This is a genomic window from Rhodococcus sp. D-6 (assembly GCF_040256695.1).
Lineage (GTDB): Bacteria > Actinomycetota > Actinomycetes > Mycobacteriales > Mycobacteriaceae > Rhodococcus > Rhodococcus pyridinivorans.
In genome coordinates this window covers 2061900-2085289 of the sequence record NZ_CP132970.1, presented here as the reverse complement: position 1 = coordinate 2085289, position 23390 = coordinate 2061900, and the positions used below count along the sequence as shown (strand labels likewise).

The window sequence follows — 23390 nt, the reverse complement described above, 5'->3', positions numbered from 1 at the left end:
GCGGTGCTGCACCGATCCGTGTGGGGGATGATCGGATTCGGGAAGGATGCCATGTGGTACTGGCTGTTCAAGTACGCCCTCCTGGGGCCGCTGCTGTGGCTCATAGGACGTCCGAAGTTCGAAGGCGGCGAGAACATTCCGGCGCACGGACCGGCGATCCTGGCCAGTAACCACCGGGCCGTCCTCGACTCGTTCTACCTTCCCCTCCTCGTACGTCGGCGCATCACCTTCCTCGCGAAGAGTGAGTACTTCACCGGCACCGGACTCAAGGGCGCCTTCCAGCGCTGGTTCTTCTCGTCCGTCGGGCAGGTCCCCATCGACCGCACCGGCGCCGACGCCGCGCAGGATGCGCTCAACGCCGGGGTCCGGGTGCTCGGCCAGGGCAAGCTGCTCGGCATCTATCCCGAGGGCACCCGCTCACCCGACGGACGCCTCTACAAGGGCAAGACCGGCCTCGCGCGACTGGCGCTGGAGACCGGCGTCCCCGTGATCCCCGTCGCCATGATCGGCACCGACCGGATGAACCCCATCGGGTCGAAGATGTGGCGACCGGCGAAGATCACCGTCCGGATCGGTGAGCCCATCGACTTCTCCCGGTTCGAGGGCATGGGCGGAAACAGGTTCGTGGAGCGCACCGTCACCGACGAGGTCATGTACTCGCTCATGCAGCTGTCGGGCCAGGAGTACGTCGACATCTACGCCGCCTCCCTCAAGAACAAGGGCTCGGCGGACGAGTCGGGGGTCGGGGACACGGGCGCGTCGACGAACGGCAGTGCCGCGACCCCGCCGCAGGACGGTCCCGTCGCGGACCGCGTTCCCGACACGCGTGCCGGGTGAGCAGGTGCGCTACTTCTACGACTGCGAGTTCATCGAGGACGGACGCACGATCGAACTCGTCTCGATCGGTGTCGCCTGCGAGGACGGCCGCGAGTTCTACGCGGTGTCGACCGAGTTCGACCCGACCCGGGCCGGAGCCTGGGTGCGCCGCAACGTCCTCCCGAAGCTCCCGCCCCCGGCGCACCCCGCCTGGAAGTCGCGATCGAGGATCCGCGACGACTTACTGAAGTTCCTCGTGCCACGACCGGGCATCCGGCCCGAACTGTGGGCGTGGATCGGAGCCTACGACCACGTCGTGCTCGTCCAGCTGTGGGGCACCATGCCCGAACTCCCGGACGTCCTGCCCCGCTTCACCCGCGAGCTCCGGCAGTATTGGGAGGACTCGGGCTCACCGCCCCTGCCCCCGGCGCCGGACGACAACCACGACGCCCTCGCCGACGCCCGCCACAACCTCGCAAAGTTCGAAGCGATCGAGGTTGCTCGCCGGTCGCGGTGACGCGGGTAACGGGGTGCTGCGCCGCTTCCGGCCGTCACGCCATATCCTGGACGGGTGAACTGGACTGTCGACGTGCCGATCGACCGCTTGCCCGAACTTCCCCCGTTGCCAGAGGAGCTGCGTGCCAACCTCGACGCGGCGCTTGCAAAGCCGGCGCTGCAGCAGCCCAGCTGGCCCGAGGAACAGGCCGCGGCGATGCGCACCGTGCTCGAGAGCGTGCCTCCCATCACCGTGCCCCGCGAGGTCGAGGAGCTGCAGAACCAGCTCGCCGCCGTCGCTCGGGGTGAGGCCTTCCTCCTCCAGGGTGGCGACTGCGCCGAGACGTTCGCGGACAACACCGAGCCGCACATCAAGGGCAACATCCGCACGCTGCTGCAGATGGCGGTGGTGCTGACCTACGGTGCGTCGACGCCGGTCGTGAAGGTCGCGCGGATCGCCGGCCAGTACGCCAAGCCGCGTTCGTCCGACACCGACGCGCTCGGTCTGCCGTCCTACCGCGGCGACATGGTCAACTCGCTGGTCGCCGATGCCGAGGTGCGCAGGCACGATCCGTCGCGCCTCGTGCGCGCCTACGCGAACGCGAGCGCCGCGATGAACCTCGTGCGTGCCGTCACCGCCGCCGGTGAGGCCGACCTGCACCGCGTGCACGACTGGAACCGGGCCTTCGTCTCGGCCTCGCCCGCCGGTGCCCGCTACGAGGCGCTCGCCTCCGAGATCGATCGTGGTCTGCGATTCATGGACGCTTGCGGTGTCATCGACCCGAATCTGCGCGCGGCGACGATCTATGCCAGCCACGAGGCTCTCGTCCTCGACTACGAGCGCGCGATGCTGCGCCTCGACAACTCGGGCGACAAGCCGCGCCTGTACGACCTGTCGGCCCACTTCCTGTGGATCGGTGATCGCACCCGCCAGCTCGACGGCGCGCACATCGCGTTCGCGGAACTGCTGTCGAACCCGATCGGTCTGAAGATCGGTCCGTCGACCACCCCGGAGATGGCCGTCGAGTACGTCGAGCGCCTGGATCCGCACAACACGCCGGGCCGACTGACCCTGATCTCCCGGATGGGTCACTCGAAGGTCCGCGATCTGCTGCCCGGCATCATCGAGCGCGTCGAGGCCTCCGGTCACAAGGTGATCTGGCAGTGCGACCCGATGCACGGCAACACCCACGAGGCGTCCACCGGCTACAAGACCCGTCACTTCGACCGCATCGTCGACGAGGTGCAGGGCTTCTTCGAGGTGCATCGCGCGCTGGGCACGCATCCGGGTGGCATCCACGTCGAGCTCACCGGTGAGGACGTCACCGAGTGCCTCGGCGGTGCCCAGGACATCTCCGATCTCGACCTGCACGGTCGCTACGAGACGGCGTGCGATCCGCGGCTGAACACGCAGCAGTCGATCGAACTCGCGTTCCTGGTCGCGGAGATGCTCCGCGGTTGATCGCAGCGGAGATGCTCCGCGGTTGATCACAGCGGAGATGCTCCGCGGGTAGGGGACAGGCGGTCGGATCAGGGCAGTGCGGTCAGCGTGACCGTGCTGCCCTGTTCTGCTCTCCGCCCCGCCCCGGGATTCTGGCCGATCACGACCGAGCGGTCGGAGTCGCCGAGTTGCCGCACCTCGACCTCGAATCCGAGGCGGGTGAGCTCGTCGCGGGCCGAGCCCACCGAGCGTCCCAACATCGACGGCACCTTCACTGCATTGGATACAAGGAGGGTGACGGTTCCGCCGGCGCTGACGTCTTCGCCCTCCTCCGGGTCGGTGCCGATGACCCGCCCCTCGTCGACATCGGCGTCGAAGACCTCACGGATGTCCCCGACGGTCAGGCCTGCCTCGTCGAGGATGCGACGCGCCTCGTCGACCGGGCGCCCGGTCAGATCGGGCAGGGTCACGGGCGGCGGTCCCTTGCTGATCACAAGCGCGACCTCGGACCCCACGGGCAGGACGGTGCCGGGCGCGGGGTCGAGCGCGGCCACTCCGCCCTCGGGCACCGTGGTGCTGAACGCGGTACCGCCCTCGACCGGTTCGAAGGTGCGGCTCCGCAGTTCGTCCTCGACGACGGATCTCTCACCGGCGCCGGGAATGGACGGGACGGTGGGTCTGCCGAGCGACACGAGCAACGCGATCGTGTCGCCGTCGGGCACGCGTGAGCCCGCGGTGGGGTCGGTGCCGAGGACGGTGTCGACGGGAACGTCGTCGGAGTACTCGCCCCGGATCTCGCTGGACAATCCGGCCGTCTCGATCGCGGACACGGCCGCCGCCTTGTCGAGTCCCAGCACGGTCGGGACGTCGCTGAGCCGGCCGGCGCCGAGCCACCACCCGGCGATCCCCATGAACAACGCGAGCACGATGATCGCGGCGATCCAACCGGCGGCGGACCGGCGCTGACGGCGGCGGTCGACGGCGTAGTCGGGCCGGGGCGCCACCGGTTCGGTATCGGGACGCGGATGGGTGCGGGTCGCGACCCGGGTCGGGTGCGGGCGCGTGGCCGGTGCATTCGGGCCGGGCGTGGCCGGCACGGCGGTCTGCACGGTCGTCGGAGCATGCGAGTTCGCGGCCGAGCCGGTAAGCACCGTCGTCGCCGGAGCAGGATCGGCAGGCCCGGAAGCGGCGCCGTCGATGGTGCGGGTCGGTGCCGCGGCATCGGGATCCACCACGGGTGGCGTCCGCACCGCGGATCGTCTCGGAGCCGGAACCCGGTAGCGGGGGAGATCGAGCGTGTCGCATATCTCGCCGAGCGCGACGGCCATCACCTGCGCGTCGGCGTAGCGTTCCGTCGGTTCGCGTTCGGTGGCCCGGCGGACGAAGGCGTCCAGTTCGGGAGGAACCCCGTCGATGGCCGAACTCGGATCCGGCACGTCCTTCTCCACGCGCTGGTACGCCACCGACAGGGACGTGTCGCCGGTGAAGGGAGTGCGGCCGGTGAGCATCTCGTACACGAGCACACCGGCGGAATAGACGTCGCTACGCGCGTCGGCGCTGCCGATGGTCACCTGCTCCGGAGACAGGTACGCCGCGGTGCCGAGGATCACGCTGCGCGAGGTGGTGGTCGCGGCGGCGACCGCCCGGACGAGCCCGAAGTCGGCGATCTTCACCTCACCGTTGCCGGAGATGAGGATGTTCTCGGGCTTGATGTCGCGGTGCACGAGACCCGCCCGGTGGGCGACGGCCAGGGCCCCGAGGACCGGTGCGGCCACGGCGGCCGCGGCGTGCGGCGGCATCGGCCCGCGTTCGCGCAGCAGCTCGCGCAGGGTGCCGCCCTCGACGAGCTCCATCACGAGGAAGACGTGATCGCCGTCCTGGCCCTGGTCGTAGACCGCGACGAGCCCGGGATGCGTCAATCGCGCGACGGATCTGGCCTCGAACTCGAACCGTGCCAGGAATTGGGGATCGGCCGCGAACTGCGGATCCATGATCTTCACGGCGACGGGACGGTCGAGACGCATGTCGGTGCCGCGGTAGACGGTCGACATGCCGCCCCGCGCGATCTGCGATTCGATGCGATAACGCCGGTCGAGCACGACGCCGACCAGTCGGTCGCCTCCAGCGGTCACCCGGTGTACCCCCGTGTCTCGTGCGTGATGGTGGGACGCCGGTACCCGGGCCTTCGAGGTATCGACGTGACGAAGCTCCGGCTCCGCGTGTGCGGAGCGATTTCGTCCCCGTCGATCGTAGCCAGCTCCCGTGGACGGTAGCCGCGTAGCTGCCTGCGCGGCCGCAGCGATAACGTGGTGGGGTGAGTGCAATCCCTTACTGCGACGACGTTCTCGACCGCTCCGTGCCCGTGGTGCAGCTCGTCGACGTGGCCAAGAGCCTCGGCGTCGCCACCTCCCGCGTACACCAGATGGTGCGCGACCGGCAGCTGCTGGCGTTCAAGCGCGACCGCGTGCCGGTCCTGCCCGAGGCCTTTCTCGACGAGGAAGGAAACGTTCTCAAGGGTCTTCCGGGCCTGATCGCGGTGCTGCACGACGGCGGTTACGAGGACGACGAGATCCTGCGGTGGCTCTTCGCCGAGGACGATTCTCTTCCCGGTGGATGCCCTGTGGCCGCGATGCACACGCAGTCCGCGCGCGAGGTCGTGCGGCGGGCGCAGGCGCTCGCCTTCTGAGTCTCCGGGGCGTCGTTACCGCTTCCGGAGCAGCGAGCCGGCGACGTACTCGGTGATCATGACCGCGGCGCGCGTGCGGCGCGGAACCGTCGCGCGCCGGTCGAGCACCCGGAACCCGCTGCGTTCGACCTCGTCGAGAATCCGCCCGTAGAGCGTGAAGGCTGCGCGGATACCCGGCCGGATCCGGTCGGGGAGTACCTCCAGCCCGGGTTCGGCTTTGCGATATTCGGCGCGGGTCAGCGCGACCGCGTGGGCGAGTGCCCGCCGGACTCTCGGGTCCATCGCGCCGGTGCGCCGGCATTCCTGCAGCAGGTCGATGTCGACCCCGAAGGCCGACCACAGTTCGAGCGGGATGTAGAGACGTCCGCGTTCGAGGTCCTCGCCCACGTCGCGGATGAAGTTGGTGAGCTGGAACGCCGCCCCGAGCGCGGCTGCGGCGGGCGGGGCGGCCGGATCGTCGACGTCGAGGATCGGCAGCAGTTCGAGACCGATCACCGCCGCCGAGCCGTACATGTACTCGCGCAGTTCCTCCATGGTCCCGTAGCGGGGCCGGAACTCGGGCGTGCCGGGCACGTCCATGCGCATGGATCGGATGAACGCCTCGAAATAGTCGATCGGGATGCGGTACTGCCCGATCGTGTCGGCAAGCGCGCGGACCACGAGACCGGTGTGGTCGAGCGGGCCGGGAGCGCCCGCGAGTGCGGCGTGCAGACGGCTGTGCGCGTCGTCGACACCACGGATCGCGGCCTCCGGGTCGTCCACGGCGGTGACGTCGACGATGTCGTCGACGTGTCGGGCGAAGCCGTAGAGCGCGTGCACGGCGTGTCGTCGCGAGGCGGGCAGCAGCCGGGTCGCGAGGTTGTAGGTGCGTCCGTGTTCGGCGGTGAGCTCGGCGCAGTAGGCGTAGGCCCGGGTGAGATCGTCGGCCGCGATCCCCGTGGGGCGCTCAGGCACGGTCGTCCAGGGCAGCGCCGGCGGGTGATGCCGGTCGAGGTCGTAACCGCAGGCGCAGCGGGTCGTAGGTGACCAGCGAACGGGCCGCGACGATCGAGGCGAACACCGCGAGCGCGACGTGCGCGATGTTGTACATCCCGATCGACCCGTCGGGGTTGAAGATCAACATCAGCCATGTCGACAGTGCGACGAGCACCATGAGCACCCGGGGCGACATCGCGAAGGCGGCGGCGACGGCGAGCGGCCAGGAGTAGTACCAGGGCAGCGCGGCGGGCGACAGCAGGGTCACCGCAGTCAGCGCCACGACGATCCCGAAGATCGCGTCGCGCTCGGTGCGGCGGAAGCGCCACCACGCCCACACGAGGATCACCACCAGCGCGATCGCGCAGAGCATGCGTGTGATGTCGAGGACCGATCCGAGCCGCCACGGAGTGACCCAGGTGACGGCGTGCGCCATCATCGTCGGCAGCGACAGCCAGTTGATGATCTTCGACGAGCCGGACAGGGCGGTGAGCCAGCCGATGCCGACACCGGCGAGCAGCGAGGTGCCACCGAAGACCGCGGCGAAGACCCCCAGTCCCAGGCCGACGGCCTTGGCGAACAGGCGCACGGGCGCTGCCGGTTCGCGTCCCTCGGCAAGCGCACGATCGCGTTCGTGGATCATCCACACCCACACCAGGAAGGGCAGTGCCAATCCTGCGGTGGCCTTGATCGCGGCGCCGAGGGAGACCAGGGCGATGCCGCCGAGGTGCCGGCCCTCGAGCACGAACACGATGCCGGCGATCATGAGACCGACCATCAGCAGCTCGTTGTGCACACCGCCGACGAGGTGGATCAGTACGAGCGGGTTCAGCACTGCGAGCCACAGGGCAATCGCGGGATTTCCGCCCATGCGACGGGCGAGTTTCGGCACGGCCCACGCCATGAGTGCCAGGCCGGGAAGCATGGTCAGGCGCCACAGCCAGGTGCCCGTCACCACGTTGTCGTCGGTGATGGACGTGATGCCCGCACCGAGCAGCAGGTGGACGGGCCCGTAGGGCGTGGTCGTCGTTGTCCACACATTGCTGACGTTGTCGAGCAGGACGCCCGGATTGACGACCGGGCCCACCTCGTACGGGTCGAAACCGTCGCGCAGCAGTGCGCCCTGCGCGAGGTAGGAGTAGGCGTCGCGGCTGAACATCGGTGTCGCGACCAGCAGGGGAGCGGTCCACGCGGGCAGCACCGTCCACAGATCGCGCACCGTGACGTGCCCGGCGAGGGTCGCCCGGCCGACGCGCACCCACGCTGCGATCATGAGGAGCACACCGACCCACAGGATGATCCGCGAGAGCAACTGGCCGTGGCCGAACCGCAGCCACGACAGATAGATGTCCTCGAGCAGCGGGTCGATCCGCCGGACACTGCCCGATCCGAAACTGCCGAAGGTCATGAGTACCGCGCCCCACGCACCGAGCAGCGCGGCATGGCCGGCGGGACTCCTCAGGAATGCGTGCTTCGGACGCTCACCCGCCGGTGCGGCCGTCCCCTCCGGCGCGGGCGAGGTCTGTGGCTCGGCGTCGGGCGAGGCAGGGGACGACATCGGTACGGTTCCTCCCCCGTGGACGTGTGGATGCGCGGCGCGCAGGTAGCTGGCGAACGAGGACAGTTTAGTGGAGACGCGGAGCGTGGTGCGCCCGGTGTCACCGCCTTCGCGGAGCACCGAGCCGTTCGGCGGCGAGCCTTCCGGACAACAGCACGGTGGGGACACCGACACCCGGCACCGTCGCCGACCCCGCGAGCACCACGCCGGGAACGGCCGGATCGAGGTTGCGGCGCCGGAACGGTCCCGTCTGCCGGAAGACGTGAGCGCTCGAGAACGGGCTGCCCGCCTGCATGCCACGAGCGTGCCAGGTGGCCGGTGTGTCGATGTGGTCGACGCGGAAACCGTCCGCGATGCCGCCGTATCCGCGGCGGTCGAGGACATCGAGCAGTTCGTTGCGATAGGGCACCGCGAGCTCGGCCCAGGCGAGCGGAGCGCTGTCGAGGTTCGGGCACGGCGCCAGCACCGACAACGGTTCGTGCTCGACGCCCTCACGGGTGAACCGCAGGCCGGGATCGGACAGTGCCGGTCGCGTGATGAGCAGCGAGGGATCCGACATCGGCCGACCGCGTCCGCGGTTGCGGGTGATCTCCGCGAAGGTGCGGTCCCACTCGCCGCCGAAATCGATCACGTGGTGGTGTTGCGCCGCCCAGCCGCGGGTCACCCCGGTGGGGATCGACCCGTGCAGCACCACGGCCGACGGCGCGGCCAGCGTGCGACGGCGCCGTCGGCGCGGCAGTAATCCGTCGACCACCGGGGTGTCGGGGGTCAGGACGGCCGCGTCGCACGGAAAGCGCTCTCCGTCGCGGGTGCGGACACCGTCGACCCGACCGCCGGACAGATCGAGCGAGGTCACCTCCCGGCCGAGTTCGAGCCGTCCGCCGGCCTCGACGAACGCCGCGGCCATCGCGCGGGCGACCGACCGCATGCCGCCGTCCACCGCGTACACGCCCAGCGAGGTGTCCATGTGCGCGATGGCCCCGTAGACGGCGAGGGCCCGCGCCGGAGCGACCCCCGCGTACAGCGCCTGGAAGGTGAAGACGCGGCGCAGGCGCGGGTCGGTGATCCTACGGTTCACCTGCGCGCCGAGCCTGCCGAACCCACCCAGCCGGAGCAGGCGCGCCAGGTCGCGCAGTGCCGCCGGGGACGACACCAGGTCGAGCGGCGAGTCGAAACTCGCGTCCATGAAGCGGTCGAACTCGGCGTCGAAGATGTCGGCGAGCCACGCGCGCAACCGCAGATAGCGGCGCGCCTCCTCCGCACCGCACACCCGCGAGATCTCCGCGACCATGGCGTCGGGGTCGGAGTGCACGTCGATCGAGGTGCCGTCGGCGAACCGTGCGTGATAGGCAGGGGACAGTCGCCGGGTGTGCAGCGCCGGCCGGACGGAATTCCGGTCGGCGCCCACCGCGGCGAGCGCGTCGTCGATCAACTCGGGCATCGTCAGCACGGTGGCGCCGTTGTCGATCTCGTAGCCCGGGCCGTGATAGCTGCCGACCCGGCCGCCGACGTCGTCGGCGCGTTCGAGCACCGTGACGTCCTTACCGGCGCCGCGCAGGTACAGTGCCGCCGACAGACCGGCGAGACCGGCACCGACCACGACGACCCGGTCGGCGCCGGGAACGGTCCGCACCGCCCTCACGCCACCCGTCGCGTCGCCGCGACCGCCGACTCGCGCAGAAGGGCCTTGCCCTCCTCGGTGGCGCCGGACGCCTCGAGCGCCTCGAACGCGCTGTCGGTCAGTTCCGAGATGCGGTCCTCGATTCGGGCGACCGCGCCGAGATCGACGAGCAGCGAGCGGAGGTGCTCGACCTGCGCGTCGGACAGATCGGTCCCGATCGAGGTGCGCAGCAGCTCGGCCGCGGCCGGATCGGAGGCATCGGCCGTCTCCAGTGCCAGCGCGTACAGGACGGTCCTCTTGCCCGAGCGCAGGTCGTCGCCCGAAGGCTTGCCGGTGACCTCGGGGTCGCCGAAGACACCGAGCAGGTCGTCGCGCAGCTGGAACGCCAGGCCGATGTCGATGCCGAAGCGGCGGTATGCGGCGATGAGGTCGTCGTCGGCGCCGGCGAGGGCAGCGCCGATGTGCAGGGGGCGTTCGATCGTGTACGCCGCGGTCTTGAACCGGTTGACCCGCGTAGCGGCCTCCACCGATTCGTCCGCCGCCACTTCGTTGGCGATGTCGAGGTACTGCCCGCCGAGCACTTCGGTGCGCATCGCGGTCCAGGCCGGGACCACGCGCGCGACGGTCGCGGGGTCGAGCCCCGCCGAGTGCAGCATGTCGTCGGCCCAGACCAGGGCGAGGTCGCCGAGCAGGATCGCGACCGACTCGCCGAACTGCTCCGGCCTGCCGTGCCAGCCGGCCTTCCGGTGCTGCTCGGTGAACTCGACGTGCACGGTGGGGAATCCGCGGCGCGTGGTGGAGGCATCGATGATGTCGTCGTGGACGAGCGCCGCGGCCTGCACGAGCTCGAGCGCGGAGCACGCCTGCAGGACGGCCTCGGCGTCCGGCCCGGTCGGGTCACCACCGGCGCCGAGCCAGCCCGTCCAGGCGAAACGCGGACGCACCCGCTTGCCGCCGCGCAGCACGAATGCCTCGAGCGTGTCGACGGCCTGCCGGTATCCATTGCCCACCGAGTCGACCAGGTCGGAGCGTGAGGTGAAGAACTGCCGGAGGGAGTCCTCCACCCGATGGGGGAGCTGCTCGGCAGACAGGTGAACGGCGCCGGTAGACAGGACGAAACCTCCAGGTCGATGGGTGACGGCACCTCGGAGGCGGGTGAGCCGGAGGTGCCGCGACCAGCCTATCCCCACAGTCGGGTCGTCGCCGGTAGCGACCGCCCCGGGGGCGCCACCTATGCTGGACCGGTGACAAGCGACTTCGTCAGGGCAACCGAGGACGGCGGGATTTCTCGGACCCCGTCGATCGTGGACCGTCTCGGGTCCGCGCGTTCGGGCCGCATTCCGTTCTCCGTCGAGTTCTCCCCGCCTCGCGACGCCGAGGCCGAGGGACGACTGTGGCGCGCCGTGCGGACGTTCGAACGTCTCGGCCCGGCCTTCGTATCGATGACCTACGGCGCCGGGGGCTCCACCCGCGACCGTACGGTCCGGGTCACCGGCCGCCTCGCCGAGGAGACCACCCTCCTGCCGGTCGCGCACCTCACGGCCGTCGGGCACAGCATCGACGAACTGCGCGCGATGGTCGGCGCCTACGCCGACCGCGGCATCACCAACATCCTCGCGCTGCGCGGTGACCCGCCGGGCAACCCGCTCGGCGAGTGGGAAAAGCACCCCGAAGGTCTCGAATACGCCGACGAGCTCGTGCGTCTGGTGCGCGAGCTCGGCGACTTCCACGTGGGCGTCGCGTCGTTCCCCGAAGGACACCACCGGTCCCCGGACCTCGATCACGACACCCGCTATCTCGTGCAGAAGCTCCGTGCGGGTGCCGAGTACTCGATCACCCAGATGTTCTTCGACGTCGAGCACTACCTGAGGCTGCGCGACCGGGTCGTGGCCTGCGACGCCGAGCAGGGGCTCAAGCCGATCATCCCCGAGATCATGCCCATCACGTCGCTGCGCTCGGCGCGGCGCAGCCTCGAACTGTCGGGTTCGCATCTGCCGCCCGTTCTCGAGGAGCGGCTGCGGCGCGCGGCAGGCGACGGTCCGGAGGAGAACCGCGCCGCGGTGCGCGAGGTGGGCATCGAGGTGGCGACGGAGATGTGCGAGCGGCTGATCTCCGAGGGTGCGCCGTGCCTGCACTTCATCACGCTCAACTTCGCCCGCGCGACCGGCGAGGTGCTCGACCGCCTCGGCTACGAACTCGAAGCTCCCGCCGCGGTGCAGCCGGCCTGACATCCGGCCCGCGCCGGTTCGGGGTCAGGGCAGGACGCGGGCCTTCCACGCCGCGCGTCCGCTGCGCCGTGCCCGGATCGACGACGCCGTGAGCGCACCGACCGCCAGGACCGATGCCGGGTGCGCCGCGGCGTCCAGCAGATCGTCGACGGGGCGGCCCGGAGCATCCGGGTGTCGGCGTCCTCCCCGCTCGGTGACGCGCGCGAGAAGGCGTGACGTCACGCCCGCGGTGGCACCGGCCACGCCCCAGCGTCGCGTCCGTCCCCCGCCGACAAGCGCCGCGGCCGGGGGCACGAAGTAGGCGAGGAGATACAGCGCGACCACCGCGGCCGCCCCGACCGGGGATCCGAACGCCGACCACAACCAGCGGGTGTAACCGCCGATCAGCGGGCGGGCTCCGTCGTACATCCGGCACGACGCCAGTCCGCCCGCGGCCGCGACCGTCGTAGGCAGTCCGGCGCGACGCAGTGTCCGGGCCAGATCCAGATCCTCCGTGGGACTCGCCGCGACCGCGGCGTGCCCGCCGATCGCCGCGTAGGCGCGCGCGTCGAAGACGAGGAACTGTCCGCACGCGACCGCCATCGACGGCCGGTGGGTGCGGTGCGAGACCGCGACGGGGAGCAACGAGAACCACGACCAGAACAGCAGGGGCTGCACGAGCCGTTCGAGCGCCGATCCGGTGAGCTGGTACGGGAACGGTGAGACGAGCGCGGCGTCCTGGTGGCGCAGCAGAGCGACGGCGGCGGCGAGCGCGTCGGGTGCGAGCCGGACGTCCGCGTCGACGAACACGACGATGCCGCTGTCGGTAGTCGATCCGGCGTGGGCGACGGCTGCGGCGCACGCGGCCGCCTTCCCGGTCCATCCTTCGGGCGGTGGCTGTGTCGATCGGACAACGGTGATGCGCTCGTCGCCCTCGGCCGCGGCCGTGGCCAGGTCGGCGGTGCCGTCGGACGAGTCGTCGTCGAGGATCACCACGCGCAGGGCGTGCAGTCCTGTCTGTGCCCGCAGGTCGGAGACGATCGCGGCGATGCGGGGCGCCTCGTCGCGGGCGGGGACGACGACGGTGACCTGCTCGTCGACCACCGGTCCCGGCACGAGACGAGGGAGCGAGACCCGGTTCGCGACGGCAACGGCCGCGCCGTAGGAGGCGACGAGAGCGCCACCGGCGACGAGTCGCGTGAGACCGGGGGACGGGTCGCGCGGAAGGCGGGTCAGGACCGCGTCCCGTTCGCCGACGACCACTGCGGCGCGGGATTGCGGGTGAACCAGGCCGCGCCGGCGATGATCAGCGTGACACCGAAGGCGCCGCCGGCCATGATTCCGGCCCAGCCCGCGAAACCGCGCGTGTTGGGATCGGCGTAGCGCACCTCCGCGCGGAGGGTGCTCACCTCGCCGGCCGGAATCTTCCAGGTCACGACCGAATCCGACTCGCGGGTGCCGTTGGTGGTCGCCACCCGGGCGGGGAACGCGATGGTGAACTGCACGTCGGTGCCCTGGGTGGGAGCGGACTCGAGATCCACACGTCCGTTCAGTGCCACCAGATCGCCCGAGCGCTGCAGGTTGAGCTGGAACATGCCGGCGCTCTGATCGGACATCGTGGCGAGCTGCTGGACGTCGCCGAAGGTGAGGTCGTTGAAGAAGACCTGGCTCCCGACGTAGCCGTCCTGCGAGTACTCCTGCACCCGCACCTTCCCGGCCAGGGCCGAGGGAGCGGTGAGTTCGGGGCCGGGATCGTTCTCGTCGGCGGGGATGGTCGCGGCGACGATCTGCCCCGACACACGGTCGTCGGAGGAGATCCCCATCGTCGCCTGCACGCGCAGGCAGCCGGTGAGGAGCGGGAGGCCGAGGAGCACGAGCCCCACGACCGCGACGACACGACGGCGGACGGACAGGATGGACGACTGCACGGAGAACATGGTGCCAGGCACGGTCATCCTCGTCGGTTCTTCGGGTCGCTCGCGGCGAGTCGTGCCTCGTCCCGCCCGGGACCGGACACGCTTGCGCGCCACGACCGGACGAGTGAGACCAGCAGGGGAAGACCCAGTACCCCCATGACGACCAGCCCGTAGACCGCGGAGTAGCCGAGTTGGGGAGCGTCGAGGAATACGCTGTGGGCGAGGGCCGAACCGAGCCACGTCCACAGGAACAGCGCAATCGGCACGGCGTCGTGCCGGGGCGCGTCGGCACGGTCCGAGCGGGAGTCGACGAGCACGAGTACGGTCGCCATGATCGCGGCGACGAGGAGCCAGCCCGCGTAGTTGGTGAGCGGGATGTGCTCGATCCCGGGCAGGCCGCCGGCGTTGCACCACGACCAGTGCCCGTCCGCCACCATCTGGGGGTCGAGATAGAGATCCCAGCCCAGCATGCCGACGGTGACCGCCGCGACCCTGCCGGGACCGTTGCGGACGAGGCGGGAGGCCACGCACCAGACGGGGTACAGGCCCGCCGACCACGCCAGCGGCACCACCAGCGGGACGTCGAGTGCGGCCGGCCCGAGCCTGTCGGTGACGTAGCTGTAGCAGCCGTAGGGATAGCCGGTCATCGTGCCGACCACCTCGGACAGATACCCGATGCCCGCCGAGCTGACGAACAGGACGACGGCGAAGGTGATGCCGCGGTTCAACGCGGCGTGGACGAGGCAGGCGGCGGTGAGCAGCGTGACGACCGCGACGGTCGCGGCGTCCCGGGCGCCGCCCTCGGTGAGGGGATAGGCGATCTGGGCGAGGACCGCGGCGACGGCCGGGACGATCGGAAGGACCGTCCGCCACCGGGCCGGTCGGGGCGGTGCGGGGACGCGGGTGTCGGTCACCGCGACACCCAGCCCTTCACGCGGTCCACGAGACTGCCCTTGGCGTCGGCGAGGGCGACCCGGGCGGCGTTGCGGCCGCTCGCACCGGAGACTCCACCACCGGGATGGGTCGAGGCGCCGGTGAGATAGAGGCCGGGCGCGTCGGGCACCCGGTAGCCGGACAGCTCCGGCAGCGGACGCCACAGGAACATCTGGTCCAGCGACATCTCCACGTGCATGACGTTCCCGCCGAGCAGGCCGAGTTCGCTCTCGATGTCCGCGGGGGTCTGCACGTGGCAGTGCTCCACGCTCGCGGTGAAGCCGGGAGAGCGCGTCTCCATCTCGGCGAGGATGCGGTCGGTCTCGGCGCCGGCGATGTCCGCCCAGCGACGTCCGCCGCGCAGCGCGTACGGATGCCACTGGGACCACAGCGTGATCTGGTGCTTGCCGTCGGGTGCGATCGTCGGGTCGAGGGCGGAGAAGCTCATCGCGAGGACGGTGGGTCGCGGGGGCAGGTCTCCCGCCATCGCGGCACCATGCGCGGCGCGCAGGTGGGCGCGGTCGTCGACGAGCAGTTGCAGACCGGAGGTCGTCGATTCGGGCTCGTCGCAGCCGCGGTAGCGGGGCAGCGAGTCGGTGCCGAGGCGCAGGACCATGCCGATGCCCGGACCGACCCGCATGCTGCGACGCCAGCCCTCGAGCCGGTCGCGGTCGTATCCGCCGCGGTCGAGCAGATCCAGCGTGGTCAGCACGTGGCATCCGGCGACGACCCTGTGGGCTTGCACCGAGCGTCCCGATTCGGTGCGCACGGTCCACAGATCGCCGGTCCGGCGGATCTCGGTGGCGGCGTCGCCGCAGGTCACCGTGCCGCCATCGGACCGCAGCCGCGACAGCAGGGCCTGGGTGAGCGCACCGCTTCCGCCGATCGCGCGACCCGGGGGAAGGGTGTGCATGAGGGCGGCGAAGCCCACCATCGCCGCGGTGCCGGGTTCGGACATGGGCGGGCCGGACTGCGCGCCGAACCAGGCGAGGGCCGCCTTGAGGGGTTCGTCGTCGAAGTACTCGTCGAGCAGGCTGTCGCCGGTGGTGAGGAACCGGCGGGACAGGGCGCTGCCACCCTCACCCGCGTCGAGTCCCCAGAACGAGGACAGCAGGTGCCGGCCGGTCGGGGGACGGGTGAACGACGTCATCACCGCCGCGCTGCGCGGGCCCCAGTCCTGCACGAAGCGGCGGTACGCGTCGGCCTCGCGGCGTCCGCAGGCGGCCTCGACGGAGGCGCAGGTCCGGTCGAGATCGCGGTGGAAGACGATGCCGGGACGGTCGGAGTCCGCAGGGGGCGGCGCGTACGCCCACGGGTCGCAGTCGATGTAGCGCAGGCCGTGGGCGGCGAGTTCGAGTTCCTCGACGATCCCGGAGTGGCGCACCATGATGTGCGCCGAGGAGCCGCGGTCGACGGCATATCCGGGGAAACGTTCGACGGTGGAGACGGCGCCGCCCGGCACGGTGTCGCGTTCGAGAACCTCCACCGACCATCCGTCGCGGGCGAGATAACACGCGGAGACCAGGGCGTTGTGGCCCGAGCCGACGACGACGACGTCGAGTGTGGCGTTCATGGGGTACCGCTTCCGTCCGGATCGCCGATCGTGTGATGGTGGTGCAGAACGAGGTCCGGCTCGAGGGGCAGGCTCCTGCCGAGGACCGCGAACGGGCGGGCGTCGCCGGTGAAGACGAACCGGCGGACGACGTCCTGGAATCCGAACCGACGGTACAGCCGCCACGCCCGGTTGTCCTCGCCCGGCACCTCGGGTGTCGACAGCAGTACGGCCGCTTCCGTGCGTCCCCGCAGCAGCGCCGACAGGAGCAGTTCACCGATGCGGCGTCCCTGCATGTCGGGTCGGACGTGCAGTTCGGTGAGCTCGAAGTAGTCGGAGAGAACGCGATCGATCTCCTCGGGGGACCGTCCGGAATGGCGCATGCCGGCGCGCACCTGCTGGTGCCACCACTGGCGGGTGTCGCCCCGGTAGCCGTACGCGATCCCGACGACGGTGTCCGGATCCTCGGGGAGGCTCGCGGCGAACGCCTGCCAACCCGCGCGGGCCGAATGCTCGGACCACATCGGCGCGCGGTGGTACTCCGTGCCTCGGGGATATCGCATCGCCGCGACGTAGACGGTCAGCAGCGAGGGCAGGTGCGCACGGAAGTCCGCGGGGGAGAGCTCGGTGAGGATCGGGGCGTCCTGGCAGGGATCGGTGGTCATGCGTGACTCGTTCGGGTGGCTCGCGGTGCGTCGGAGGTGCTCGGGTCTCGCTGATCGTTCGGGATGACGTGGCCGCTTTCTCTTGACGGGTTGTCGGTGGGTCCAGCTATATTGAATACGTCGAACGCATGTTCGACATCGGTGATCCGGGGATGTTCGAGGGAAGCGAACATCCCCGGATCACCCTGGGGTCTCCCGCTCGGCGTCCGTGTCGGGCCTCACTCGAGGACAGTGATCTCCGTTCCTCGGCGTTTCGGCGGGAATGCCACCGGATACCGCTCGTTGTAACGAGTGGTGAGACCACGCCGAGGAGGTGCGTGAACATGGCCAACGGTCAGGTCGCGAGTCGAGGCCCGCGCCGAACGTCTCCCACGCTCGGGCCGTCCGCATGCATCGACCATGCCACCTCGGCGCGCGCGGCGACGCTGCTGCGCAAGGCCGACGATCTGCTTTCCGGTGCCGCCGGTGCCGGCGATCCGGGCGAGCGGTTCCGCCTCGCCTACCTGGCGGCGCTGCGCGGTGCCGGTGCGGTGGTCGCGGCCGCGGAGCTGCGCTCCGGGATCCGGCCCCGCCGACCCGCGACGCGCAACGCATGGGCACTCATGGCGCGCGCCGACGAGTCCTTCGCCGTCTGGGCCGACTACTTCGCCGATCGCTCCGCCACCCGCACCGCGGTCGAGGCGGGGGTCGCGCAGGCGGTGGGAGCCGACGAATCCGGTGCCTTCTACGACGAGGTGGGCCACTTCCTGCACGATGTGGAGGGCTATCTCGACGCCGAAGCAGAGCCGGAGGTCGGTGTCGGTGGGTGACTTTCGCCCCTTCACGAGGGCCTTCGCCGACGACGGGATCGAACTCACGTGTGGAGTTTGTGGTCCACAGCGACATCTGCTCGTATTATTGACTCAGGCGGCCGTACGGACGGCCCCCCACCGGATTCGCCCCACGGATCCGGTGGCCACCGTTTAGTGCCGGGGGAGGTACCGTGCCACTCTCCGAGCACGAGCAGCGCATGCTCGATCAGATCGAGAGCGCGCTCTATGCTGAGGATCCCAAGTTCGCCTCGACCGTGCGTGGCAGCCGGTTGGGGATGGCGTCGAACCGGCGGCGGTTACAGGCCGGCGCATTGTTCGTGTTGGGCCTGACGCTGCTGATCGCCGGCGTTGCCCTGCCGCTCAAGCCGGGCGGCTTCCCGATCATCAGTCTGCTCGGGTTCCTCGTGATGTTCGCCGCCGGAGTCTTGTTGCTCCTCGGCGGTCGTCGGCCGTCGACTCCAGGGGCGACGGGCGGTAGTTCCGGTTCCGGAAAGTCCGGTCGAAGTTCCCGCGGCGGCAAGAAGTCCTCGGGTGGTGGCTTCACCAACCGCATGGAAGAGCGGTTCCGGAGGCGTTTCGAGCAGGACTGACCTCCTCGACCATCAGGTGTACCGACGACGGCGCGACCCACGGGTCGTGCCGTCGTCGTTCGTCTGCAGACCTTTCACCGACCCGGCGTCGTCCGCCTCTCCGCCCCTCCACCACCGCGCCCCACTCGCGCAATCTCCGTCTCCCCACCGCCTCCCACCTCGGCTCCGGCCGCAGTGTTTTCCCTGGTCGCCGATTGCTCGGCCCTCGCTCCGCCGGTGGGGCGGATCGTCGGGGCGCCGACAGCGGTGGATCCGTCGTCGTCACGCGAGCGCGTGTCCCCATTTTCCGCCACCTGCTCTGAGCTGGGAATGTGACGACAACACGCGCGGCCGGGCGGCAGTAATCCGTTTCCGGTGGGGCAAAGTGGGGTAATGTGGGGCGCGGCGGGACAAGGTGTCCTGTCGCGCGAAGCATCCGTCCGGCAGCGGGGAGGCGCCGAGTGTTCCTCGGTACCTACACCCCGAAGTTGGACGACAAGGGCCGGCTGACACTGCCGGCGAAGTACCGAGACGAGCTGGCGGGAGGGTTGATGATCACGAAGGGGCAGGATCACAGCCTCACCGTGTTCCCTCGCGACGAGTTCGCCGCTCTGGCCGAACGCGCTGCGAGTGCCTCACGGAGCAACCCTCAGGCACGTGCGTTCCTGCGGAGTCTCGCGTCGGGAACGGAGGAGCAGCGACCCGACTCACAAGGCCGGATCACGCTGTCGTCAGCTCACCGCAAGTACGCCGGTCTCACCAAGGACTGCGTGGTGATCGGTTCGGTCAGGTACCTCGAGATTTGGGACGCGACGGCATGGGAGACCTACCTCGCCGAGCACGAAGAAGACTTCTCGGAAGCGAGAGACGAAGCACTACGCGACATCTTGTAACCACGGCTCGGGCTGCGCGGCGAGTGCCGCGAGGCCTCTGCCCGATGTGCCGGCCCTGACGCACTTCCCCAGCGCCAGGTACGGACCGGAGGGCCCTGACGCACTTCCCCGGCGTCAGGTCTCTTCGGACTCGGACAGAGACCTCGAGGCATTCGCCGTCTTCCGTATCCACCCCCGTGGCGGCGAGCACGGTATCGAGACGAGCGACAGGCAGGCACGAGGCATACCACCGTCCACCCGACGAGTACCCGACAGACCGTAAGCGGCCCGAGCAGGATTCCGGAGGACACATGGTGGACGGCGAGCACGAATCCGTCGATGGTACGGATGAGGCCACCGGTGCCGATGTGACATCTGCGGCGGAATTCGGCCACGTGCCCGTCATGCTCCAGCGCGCCGTCGACCTTCTCGGTCCGGCCATCGAGAGCGTCGGTCCCGACGGCGAGGGCGCGGTCTACGTCGACGCGACACTCGGTCTCGGGGGGCACTCCGAACACTTCCTGACGATCTACCCGAGGCTGCGGCTCGTCGGCCTCGACCGTGATACCGACGCACTGGCGATCGCCCGCGAGCGACTCGCACGGTTCTCCGACCGCACAGACTTCGTCCACACCCGCTACGACGGGATCGCCGACGCGCTCGAGAGCGTCGGCCTCGACCGGTACGGCTCGGTCCACGCCGCCCTGTTCGATCTCGGCGTGTCCTCGATGCAGCTCGACGAGGCGGAGCGCGGTTTCGCCTATTCCAAGGACGCCCCGCTCGACATGCGGATGGATGCCACCACCGGCATCACCGCGGCCGATGTCCTCAACACCTACAGTCACGGCGACCTCGCTCGCATCCTGAGCACCTACGGCGAGGAGCGCTTCGCCGGCAGGATCGCCTCCGAGATCGTGCGGACCCGGGCCAAGACTCCCTTCCGGACGAGCGGCGAACTCGTCGAACTGCTGTACCGCACGATCCCGGCGGCGACCCGCCGTACCGGTGGTCACCCGGCCAAGCGCACCTTCCAGGCGTTGCGGGTCGAGGTCAACGCGGAGCTCGACTCGTTGCGCACCGCGATCCCCGACGCTCTCGACGCTCTCGCGGTGGGCGGCCGGATCGTCTTCATGTCCTACCAGTCGCTCGAGGACAAGGTCGTCAAGCAGGAACTGACACCGCGTGCGAAGTCCCGCAGTCCCGAAGGGCTTCCGGTCGAACTGCCCGGGACGGGACCGGAACTGCGCATCCTCACCCGCGGTGCGGAGCGGGCAACGGACGACGAGATCGAGGCCAACCCACGTTCGGCGCCCGTCCGCCTGCGTGCTGCAGAACGAATCGCCAGGAGGTAACCGATGACCGTACAGGTGGCACCCCCGCAGCGCCGGAACCCGGGGCGATCGACCGCAGCGCAGCGTGCCTATCAGCGACGGTCGCAGCGCGCAGCGCAGCTCGGGGTCGAACAGGTGCAGACCCGCGGGCGCACGACGGGTGCCGGACGTGTCCGCACCCGGATCCCGTTCGTCGCCACCATCATCGGGCTCCTGGGCGTGGGCATGGCCGTGACGCTGTTGCTGACCACCCGGGCGACCGAAGACTCCTACGAGCTCAGCGCGGCGCGGTCCCTCAACGAGGAGCTCGCCCAGAAGCGGGCGGTGCTCCAGCGCGACGTCGCCACGGCCGAGTCGGCTCCCGCGCTCGCGGTCGCCGCGGCGGAACTGGGGATGATCCCCACCGGGCAGGTCGCGCGGATCGTCGTCGCTCCGGACGGTTCGGTGCAGGTGGTGGGCGATCCGGTTCCGGCCCAGGGTGCCCCGCCGGTCCCGCTGGATCCGCCCGCCCGAGAGGACGCCCGCGTCCAGACCCCGCTGGCCGGCAGCGCCGGGGCGGAGACCCCGCGGCCGCTCGGTGACGTGAGCGAGGAACCCCGGCCGCGCACCGACACCGAGGGCACGCGTCGGGCCGCGCCATCGGCCGACGGCCGCCCGGTGGGCGAGGAACCGGCACCGGCTCCCGTGCCGGTACCCGCGGCGGAAGCTCCCGCGGCCGCCACGCCGGATGTCGAGGGTGCCGCACCTGTACCGCCCGCGGCAGGACAATCGGTACCCGTGAGCGAACTGCCGCAATCCGAAGCGCCCCGTGAAGCGGCGCCCGAAGCACCAGTCCAGGCCGTGCCGACGGAACCCGAGGGCGGGCCTCGGTGAACAACCGCTCCACCCCTCGGCGTGCACCGCAGCGACGTTCCACCCCGGCGACGCGCGGCGGCCGCGCTCGAATGCCCGCGCCGCGCGATCGCAAGCAGCGCGACCGGACGAGTTTCGCGTTCCGCAACAAGTGGGGCCGGATCGGCATGTTCGGCATTCTGGGCGTAGCCGTCGCCCAGTTGTTGTCCGTGCAGCTCGTCCAGGCCCCCACACTGTCCGCCGAAGCCGCCAGCCAGCGCACCACCCGACTCGTCGAACCCGCGACCCGCGGCACCATCGCCGATCGCAACGGGGAACCGCTCGCGTACACCATGGAAGCGAAGGCGCTGACCTTCCAACCCGTGCGGGTGCGCAAGGAACTCGAGGAGGAACGCGCGAAGGACCCGTCCCGGCCCGAGGTCTCCGAATATCTCGAGGGCATCGCGTCGGCGGTCCACGAGGCGCTCGGCGCCGCGGCGCCGGAGAAGGACGTGCTCGAGATGCTCGAGAGCGACGAGACCTTCGTCTACCTCGCCCGCGGCGTCGATCCGGGGGTCGCGGCGGAGATCGTCGACGAGTACGACAAGGTCGGCACCGAGCGTCAGGACATCCGTCTGTATCCGGGCGGATCGCTCGCCGCCAATCTCGTCGGCGCGACCGGCTGGGACGGACACGGCCTGATCGGGCTCGAAGCGTCGATGGACGCCGTGCTGGCGGGTACCGACGGTTCGTCCACCTACGACCGTGGATCCGACGGCGCCGTCATCCCGGGCAGCTGGCGCGACCGTCAGCCCGCCGTCGACGGTTCCTCCGTCGAGCTCACGATCGACAACGACCTGCAGTACCACGTGCAGCAGGAGGTCCAGCGCGCGAAGGACCTGTCCGGGGCGAAGAACGCCTCCGCTGTGGTGCTCGACGCGCACACCGGCGAAGTGCTCGCCATGTCGAACGACAGCACCTTCGACCCGTCGATCGGTGTCGCGAACAACCCGCCCGACGCCGAACAGGGCAACCTCGCGGTCAGTTCGCCGTTCGAACCCGGGTCCGTGAACAAGATCATCACCGCGGCCGCGGCGATCGAGGACGGTCTGACCCGCCCCGACGAGGTCCTGCAGGTCCCCGGCACGATCACCATGGCCGGCGCGACCGTCAAGGACGCCTGGGATCACGGGGTCGTGCCGTATACCACGACGGGTGTGTTCGGGAAGTCGTCGAACGTCGGCACGCTCATGCTCGCCGAGCGGATCGGTGAGGACCGCTTCGCCGAGATGCTGCGACTGTTCGGTCTCGGCCAGCGCACCGATGTCGGCCTGCCCGGCGAATCCGCGGGTCTGCTGCCCAGCCGTGAGCAGTGGTCGGGTGGCACCTTCGCGAACCTGCCCATCGGCCAGGGTCTGTCGATGACCCTGCTGCAGATGACCGCGATCTACCAGACCATCGCGAACGACGGGGAACGTGTCCCGCCGCGGGTCGTGCGCGCGACCATCGCGCCGGACGGCACGCGCACCGAGACGCCCCGTCCCGATCCGGTGCGGGTGGTGAGCCCGCAGACCGCCGCGACGGTGCGCGACATGTTCCGTTCCGTCGTCCAGTCCGATACCGGCAACCAGCAGGGCACCGGTGCGGGCGCCGCCATCGAGGGCTATCAGATCTCGGGCAAGACGGGTACCGCCCAGCAGATCGACCAGAACTGCAAGTGTTACTCGAACTCCGACTACTGGATCACCTTCGCCGGCATCGCTCCGTCCGACGATCCGCGCTATGTCGTGGGCATCATGCTCGACGCCCCGACCCGCAGCTCCGACGGCAGCGGGGGCCAATCGGCCGCGCCGCTGTTCCGCAACATCGCGTCGTGGTTGCTGCAGCGCGACGGCGTGCCGCTGTCGGCCGAACCGGAGAGCAAGTTGATCCTCCAGGTCGACTGACGAGGTGACCGTGGCGCCTCGGTAGGCTGACAGGTCGGTAACGTGACACGACGGTCGTCGCCGAGAGCGGATCGGGAACGAACCCGGAAACATCCGTCGGAGTGCCTGCAGACGAGCTGCAGCGAAGCGAGAGGAAACTGGTGCCTGTGCCATCGAGTCCGGAT

The 23390-nt window shown here is 70.2% G+C and carries 21 protein-coding genes; 11 read left to right on the top strand and 10 right to left on the bottom strand.

Annotation, left to right across the window (positions count from 1 at the left end):
- Positions 1-51: 51 nt before the first annotated feature.
- The 3 genes from RBB84_RS09805 to RBB84_RS09795 are packed head-to-tail and all read left to right on the top strand — an operon-like array spanning position 52 to position 2773.
- Complete coding sequence (locus RBB84_RS09805; protein WP_006554165.1) at positions 52-837, top strand: lysophospholipid acyltransferase family protein; 786 nt, start codon at positions 52-54, stop codon at positions 835-837.
- 4 nt (positions 838-841) lie between these two features.
- Positions 842-1333, top strand: coding sequence for a polyadenylate-specific 3'-exoribonuclease AS (locus tag RBB84_RS09800; RefSeq protein ID WP_006554164.1), 492 nt, complete (start codon positions 842-844; stop codon positions 1331-1333).
- 54 nt (positions 1334-1387) lie between these two features.
- Entirely contained in the window at positions 1388-2773 is a 1386-nt protein-coding gene (locus RBB84_RS09795) for a class II 3-deoxy-7-phosphoheptulonate synthase (protein ID WP_006554163.1), read from the top strand.
- Positions 2774-2841: 68 nt separating this feature from the next.
- Here RBB84_RS09795 and pknB read toward each other — a convergent pair whose 3' ends face one another.
- Positions 2842-4884, bottom strand: coding sequence for a Stk1 family PASTA domain-containing Ser/Thr kinase (gene pknB / locus RBB84_RS09790; RefSeq protein WP_033097591.1), 2043 nt, complete (start codon positions 4882-4884; stop codon positions 2842-2844).
- A gap of 182 nt (positions 4885-5066) precedes the next feature.
- Between pknB and RBB84_RS09785 the strand changes: the two genes are divergently transcribed.
- Complete coding sequence (locus RBB84_RS09785) at positions 5067-5438, top strand: Rv2175c family DNA-binding protein (RefSeq protein WP_024101284.1); 372 nt, start codon at positions 5067-5069, stop codon at positions 5436-5438.
- Positions 5439-5453: 15 nt separating this feature from the next.
- Here the strand turns inward: RBB84_RS09785 and RBB84_RS09780 are convergent, their stop codons facing one another.
- From RBB84_RS09780 to RBB84_RS09765, 4 genes are all read right to left on the bottom strand, one after another.
- The gene (locus RBB84_RS09780) at positions 5454-6392 is read right to left on the bottom strand and encodes a phytoene/squalene synthase family protein (protein WP_019289765.1); all 939 of its coding nucleotides are present in this window, start codon (positions 6390-6392) and stop codon (positions 5454-5456) included.
- On the bottom strand, positions 6385-7971 hold the full coding sequence (locus RBB84_RS09775) for an alpha-(1->6)-mannopyranosyltransferase A (RefSeq protein WP_170318566.1): 1587 nt from the start codon (positions 7969-7971) through the stop codon (positions 6385-6387). Before RBB84_RS09775 ends, RBB84_RS09780 begins: the two co-directional genes overlap by 8 nt.
- Before the next feature lie 100 nt (positions 7972-8071).
- Entirely contained in the window at positions 8072-9604 is a 1533-nt protein-coding gene (gene crtI / locus RBB84_RS09770; RefSeq protein WP_033097593.1) for a phytoene desaturase family protein, read from the bottom strand.
- Positions 9605-9609: 5 nt separating this feature from the next.
- A complete protein-coding gene (locus RBB84_RS09765) occupies positions 9610-10656 on the bottom strand; it encodes a polyprenyl synthetase family protein (RefSeq protein WP_033097594.1) in 1047 nt (348 codons plus the stop codon).
- A 219-nt stretch (positions 10657-10875) separates the two neighbouring features.
- Here RBB84_RS09765 and metF point away from each other — a divergent pair, with 219 nt between their 5' ends.
- Positions 10876-11820 (top strand): methylenetetrahydrofolate reductase [NAD(P)H], encoded by a 945-nt coding sequence (metF, locus tag RBB84_RS09760; protein ID WP_170318569.1) that lies wholly within the window; start codon positions 10876-10878, stop codon positions 11818-11820.
- Positions 11821-11844: 24 nt separating this feature from the next.
- Here the strand turns inward: metF and RBB84_RS09755 are convergent, their stop codons facing one another.
- From RBB84_RS09755 to RBB84_RS09735, 5 genes are read right to left on the bottom strand one after another with little or no spacing between them, the layout of a single operon-like run.
- Positions 11845-13062, bottom strand: a complete 1218-nt coding sequence (locus RBB84_RS09755) for a glycosyltransferase (RefSeq protein WP_033097596.1) — start codon at positions 13060-13062, stop codon at positions 11845-11847.
- A complete protein-coding gene (locus RBB84_RS09750) occupies positions 13032-13754 on the bottom strand; it encodes a DUF3153 domain-containing protein (protein ID WP_006554154.1) in 723 nt (240 codons plus the stop codon). Before RBB84_RS09750 ends, RBB84_RS09755 begins: the two co-directional genes overlap by 31 nt.
- Positions 13751-14629 (bottom strand): carotenoid biosynthesis protein, encoded by an 879-nt coding sequence (locus RBB84_RS09745; protein WP_006554153.1) that lies wholly within the window; start codon positions 14627-14629, stop codon positions 13751-13753. Before RBB84_RS09745 ends, RBB84_RS09750 begins: the two co-directional genes overlap by 4 nt.
- Complete coding sequence (locus tag RBB84_RS09740) at positions 14626-16221, bottom strand: NAD(P)/FAD-dependent oxidoreductase (RefSeq protein ID WP_033097597.1); 1596 nt, start codon at positions 16219-16221, stop codon at positions 14626-14628. Before RBB84_RS09740 ends, RBB84_RS09745 begins: the two co-directional genes overlap by 4 nt.
- Positions 16218-16865: a GNAT family N-acetyltransferase gene (locus RBB84_RS09735; RefSeq protein WP_033097598.1), complete on the bottom strand. Its 648-nt coding sequence runs from the start codon at positions 16863-16865 to the stop codon at positions 16218-16220. The genes RBB84_RS09740 and RBB84_RS09735 overlap by 4 nt, the downstream gene beginning before the upstream one ends.
- 323 nt (positions 16866-17188) lie before the next feature.
- Between RBB84_RS09735 and RBB84_RS09730 the strand changes: the two genes are divergently transcribed.
- The 6 genes from RBB84_RS09730 (at position 17189) to RBB84_RS09705 (ending at position 23226) form a co-directional block, all read left to right on the top strand.
- Positions 17189-17674, top strand: coding sequence for an SAV_6107 family HEPN domain-containing protein (locus tag RBB84_RS09730; RefSeq protein ID WP_006554150.1), 486 nt, complete (start codon positions 17189-17191; stop codon positions 17672-17674).
- Positions 17675-17847: 173 nt separating this feature from the next.
- Positions 17848-18267 carry a DUF3040 domain-containing protein gene (locus tag RBB84_RS09725; protein ID WP_024101274.1) on the top strand — a complete coding sequence of 140 codons (420 nt, stop codon included), beginning with the start codon at positions 17848-17850 and terminating at the stop codon, positions 18265-18267.
- A 440-nt stretch (positions 18268-18707) separates the two neighbouring features.
- Positions 18708-19139, top strand: a complete 432-nt coding sequence (gene mraZ, locus RBB84_RS09720) for a division/cell wall cluster transcriptional repressor MraZ (protein ID WP_006554148.1) — start codon at positions 18708-18710, stop codon at positions 19137-19139.
- 383 nt (positions 19140-19522) lie between these two features.
- Complete coding sequence (rsmH, locus tag RBB84_RS09715) at positions 19523-20470, top strand: 16S rRNA (cytosine(1402)-N(4))-methyltransferase RsmH (RefSeq protein WP_230826285.1); 948 nt, start codon at positions 19523-19525, stop codon at positions 20468-20470.
- A gap of 3 nt (positions 20471-20473) precedes the next feature.
- Positions 20474-21322: a hypothetical protein gene (locus RBB84_RS09710; RefSeq protein WP_019289758.1), complete on the top strand. Its 849-nt coding sequence runs from the start codon at positions 20474-20476 to the stop codon at positions 21320-21322.
- Between the two features lie 71 nt (positions 21323-21393).
- The gene (locus tag RBB84_RS09705; protein ID WP_033097600.1) at positions 21394-23226 is read left to right on the top strand and encodes a penicillin-binding protein 2; all 1833 of its coding nucleotides are present in this window, start codon (positions 21394-21396) and stop codon (positions 23224-23226) included.
- Positions 23227-23390: the final 164 nt, after the last annotated feature.

Coding starts and splice junctions, on each gene's coding strand:
- RBB84_RS09730 (WP_006554150.1), top strand. CDS start 17,189: ATGGCCAACGGTCAGGTCGCGAGTCGAGGCCCGCGCCGAACGTCTCCC.
- rsmH (WP_230826285.1), top strand. CDS start 19,523: ATGCTCCAGCGCGCCGTCGACCTTCTCGGTCCGGCCATCGAGAGCGTC.
- RBB84_RS09710 (WP_019289758.1), top strand. CDS start 20,474: ATGACCGTACAGGTGGCACCCCCGCAGCGCCGGAACCCGGGGCGATCG.
- RBB84_RS09735 (WP_033097598.1), bottom strand. CDS start 16,865: ATGACCACCGATCCCTGCCAGGACGCCCCGATCCTCACCGAGCTCTCC.
- RBB84_RS09775 (WP_170318566.1), bottom strand. CDS start 7,971: ATGTCGTCCCCTGCCTCGCCCGACGCCGAGCCACAGACCTCGCCCGCG.
- RBB84_RS09805 (WP_006554165.1), top strand. CDS start 52: ATGTGGTACTGGCTGTTCAAGTACGCCCTCCTGGGGCCGCTGCTGTGG.
- RBB84_RS09750 (WP_006554154.1), bottom strand. CDS start 13,754: ATGACCGTGCCTGGCACCATGTTCTCCGTGCAGTCGTCCATCCTGTCC.
- RBB84_RS09740 (WP_033097597.1), bottom strand. CDS start 16,221: ATGAACGCCACACTCGACGTCGTCGTCGTCGGCTCGGGCCACAACGCC.
- RBB84_RS09705 (WP_033097600.1), top strand. CDS start 21,394: ATGCCCGCGCCGCGCGATCGCAAGCAGCGCGACCGGACGAGTTTCGCG.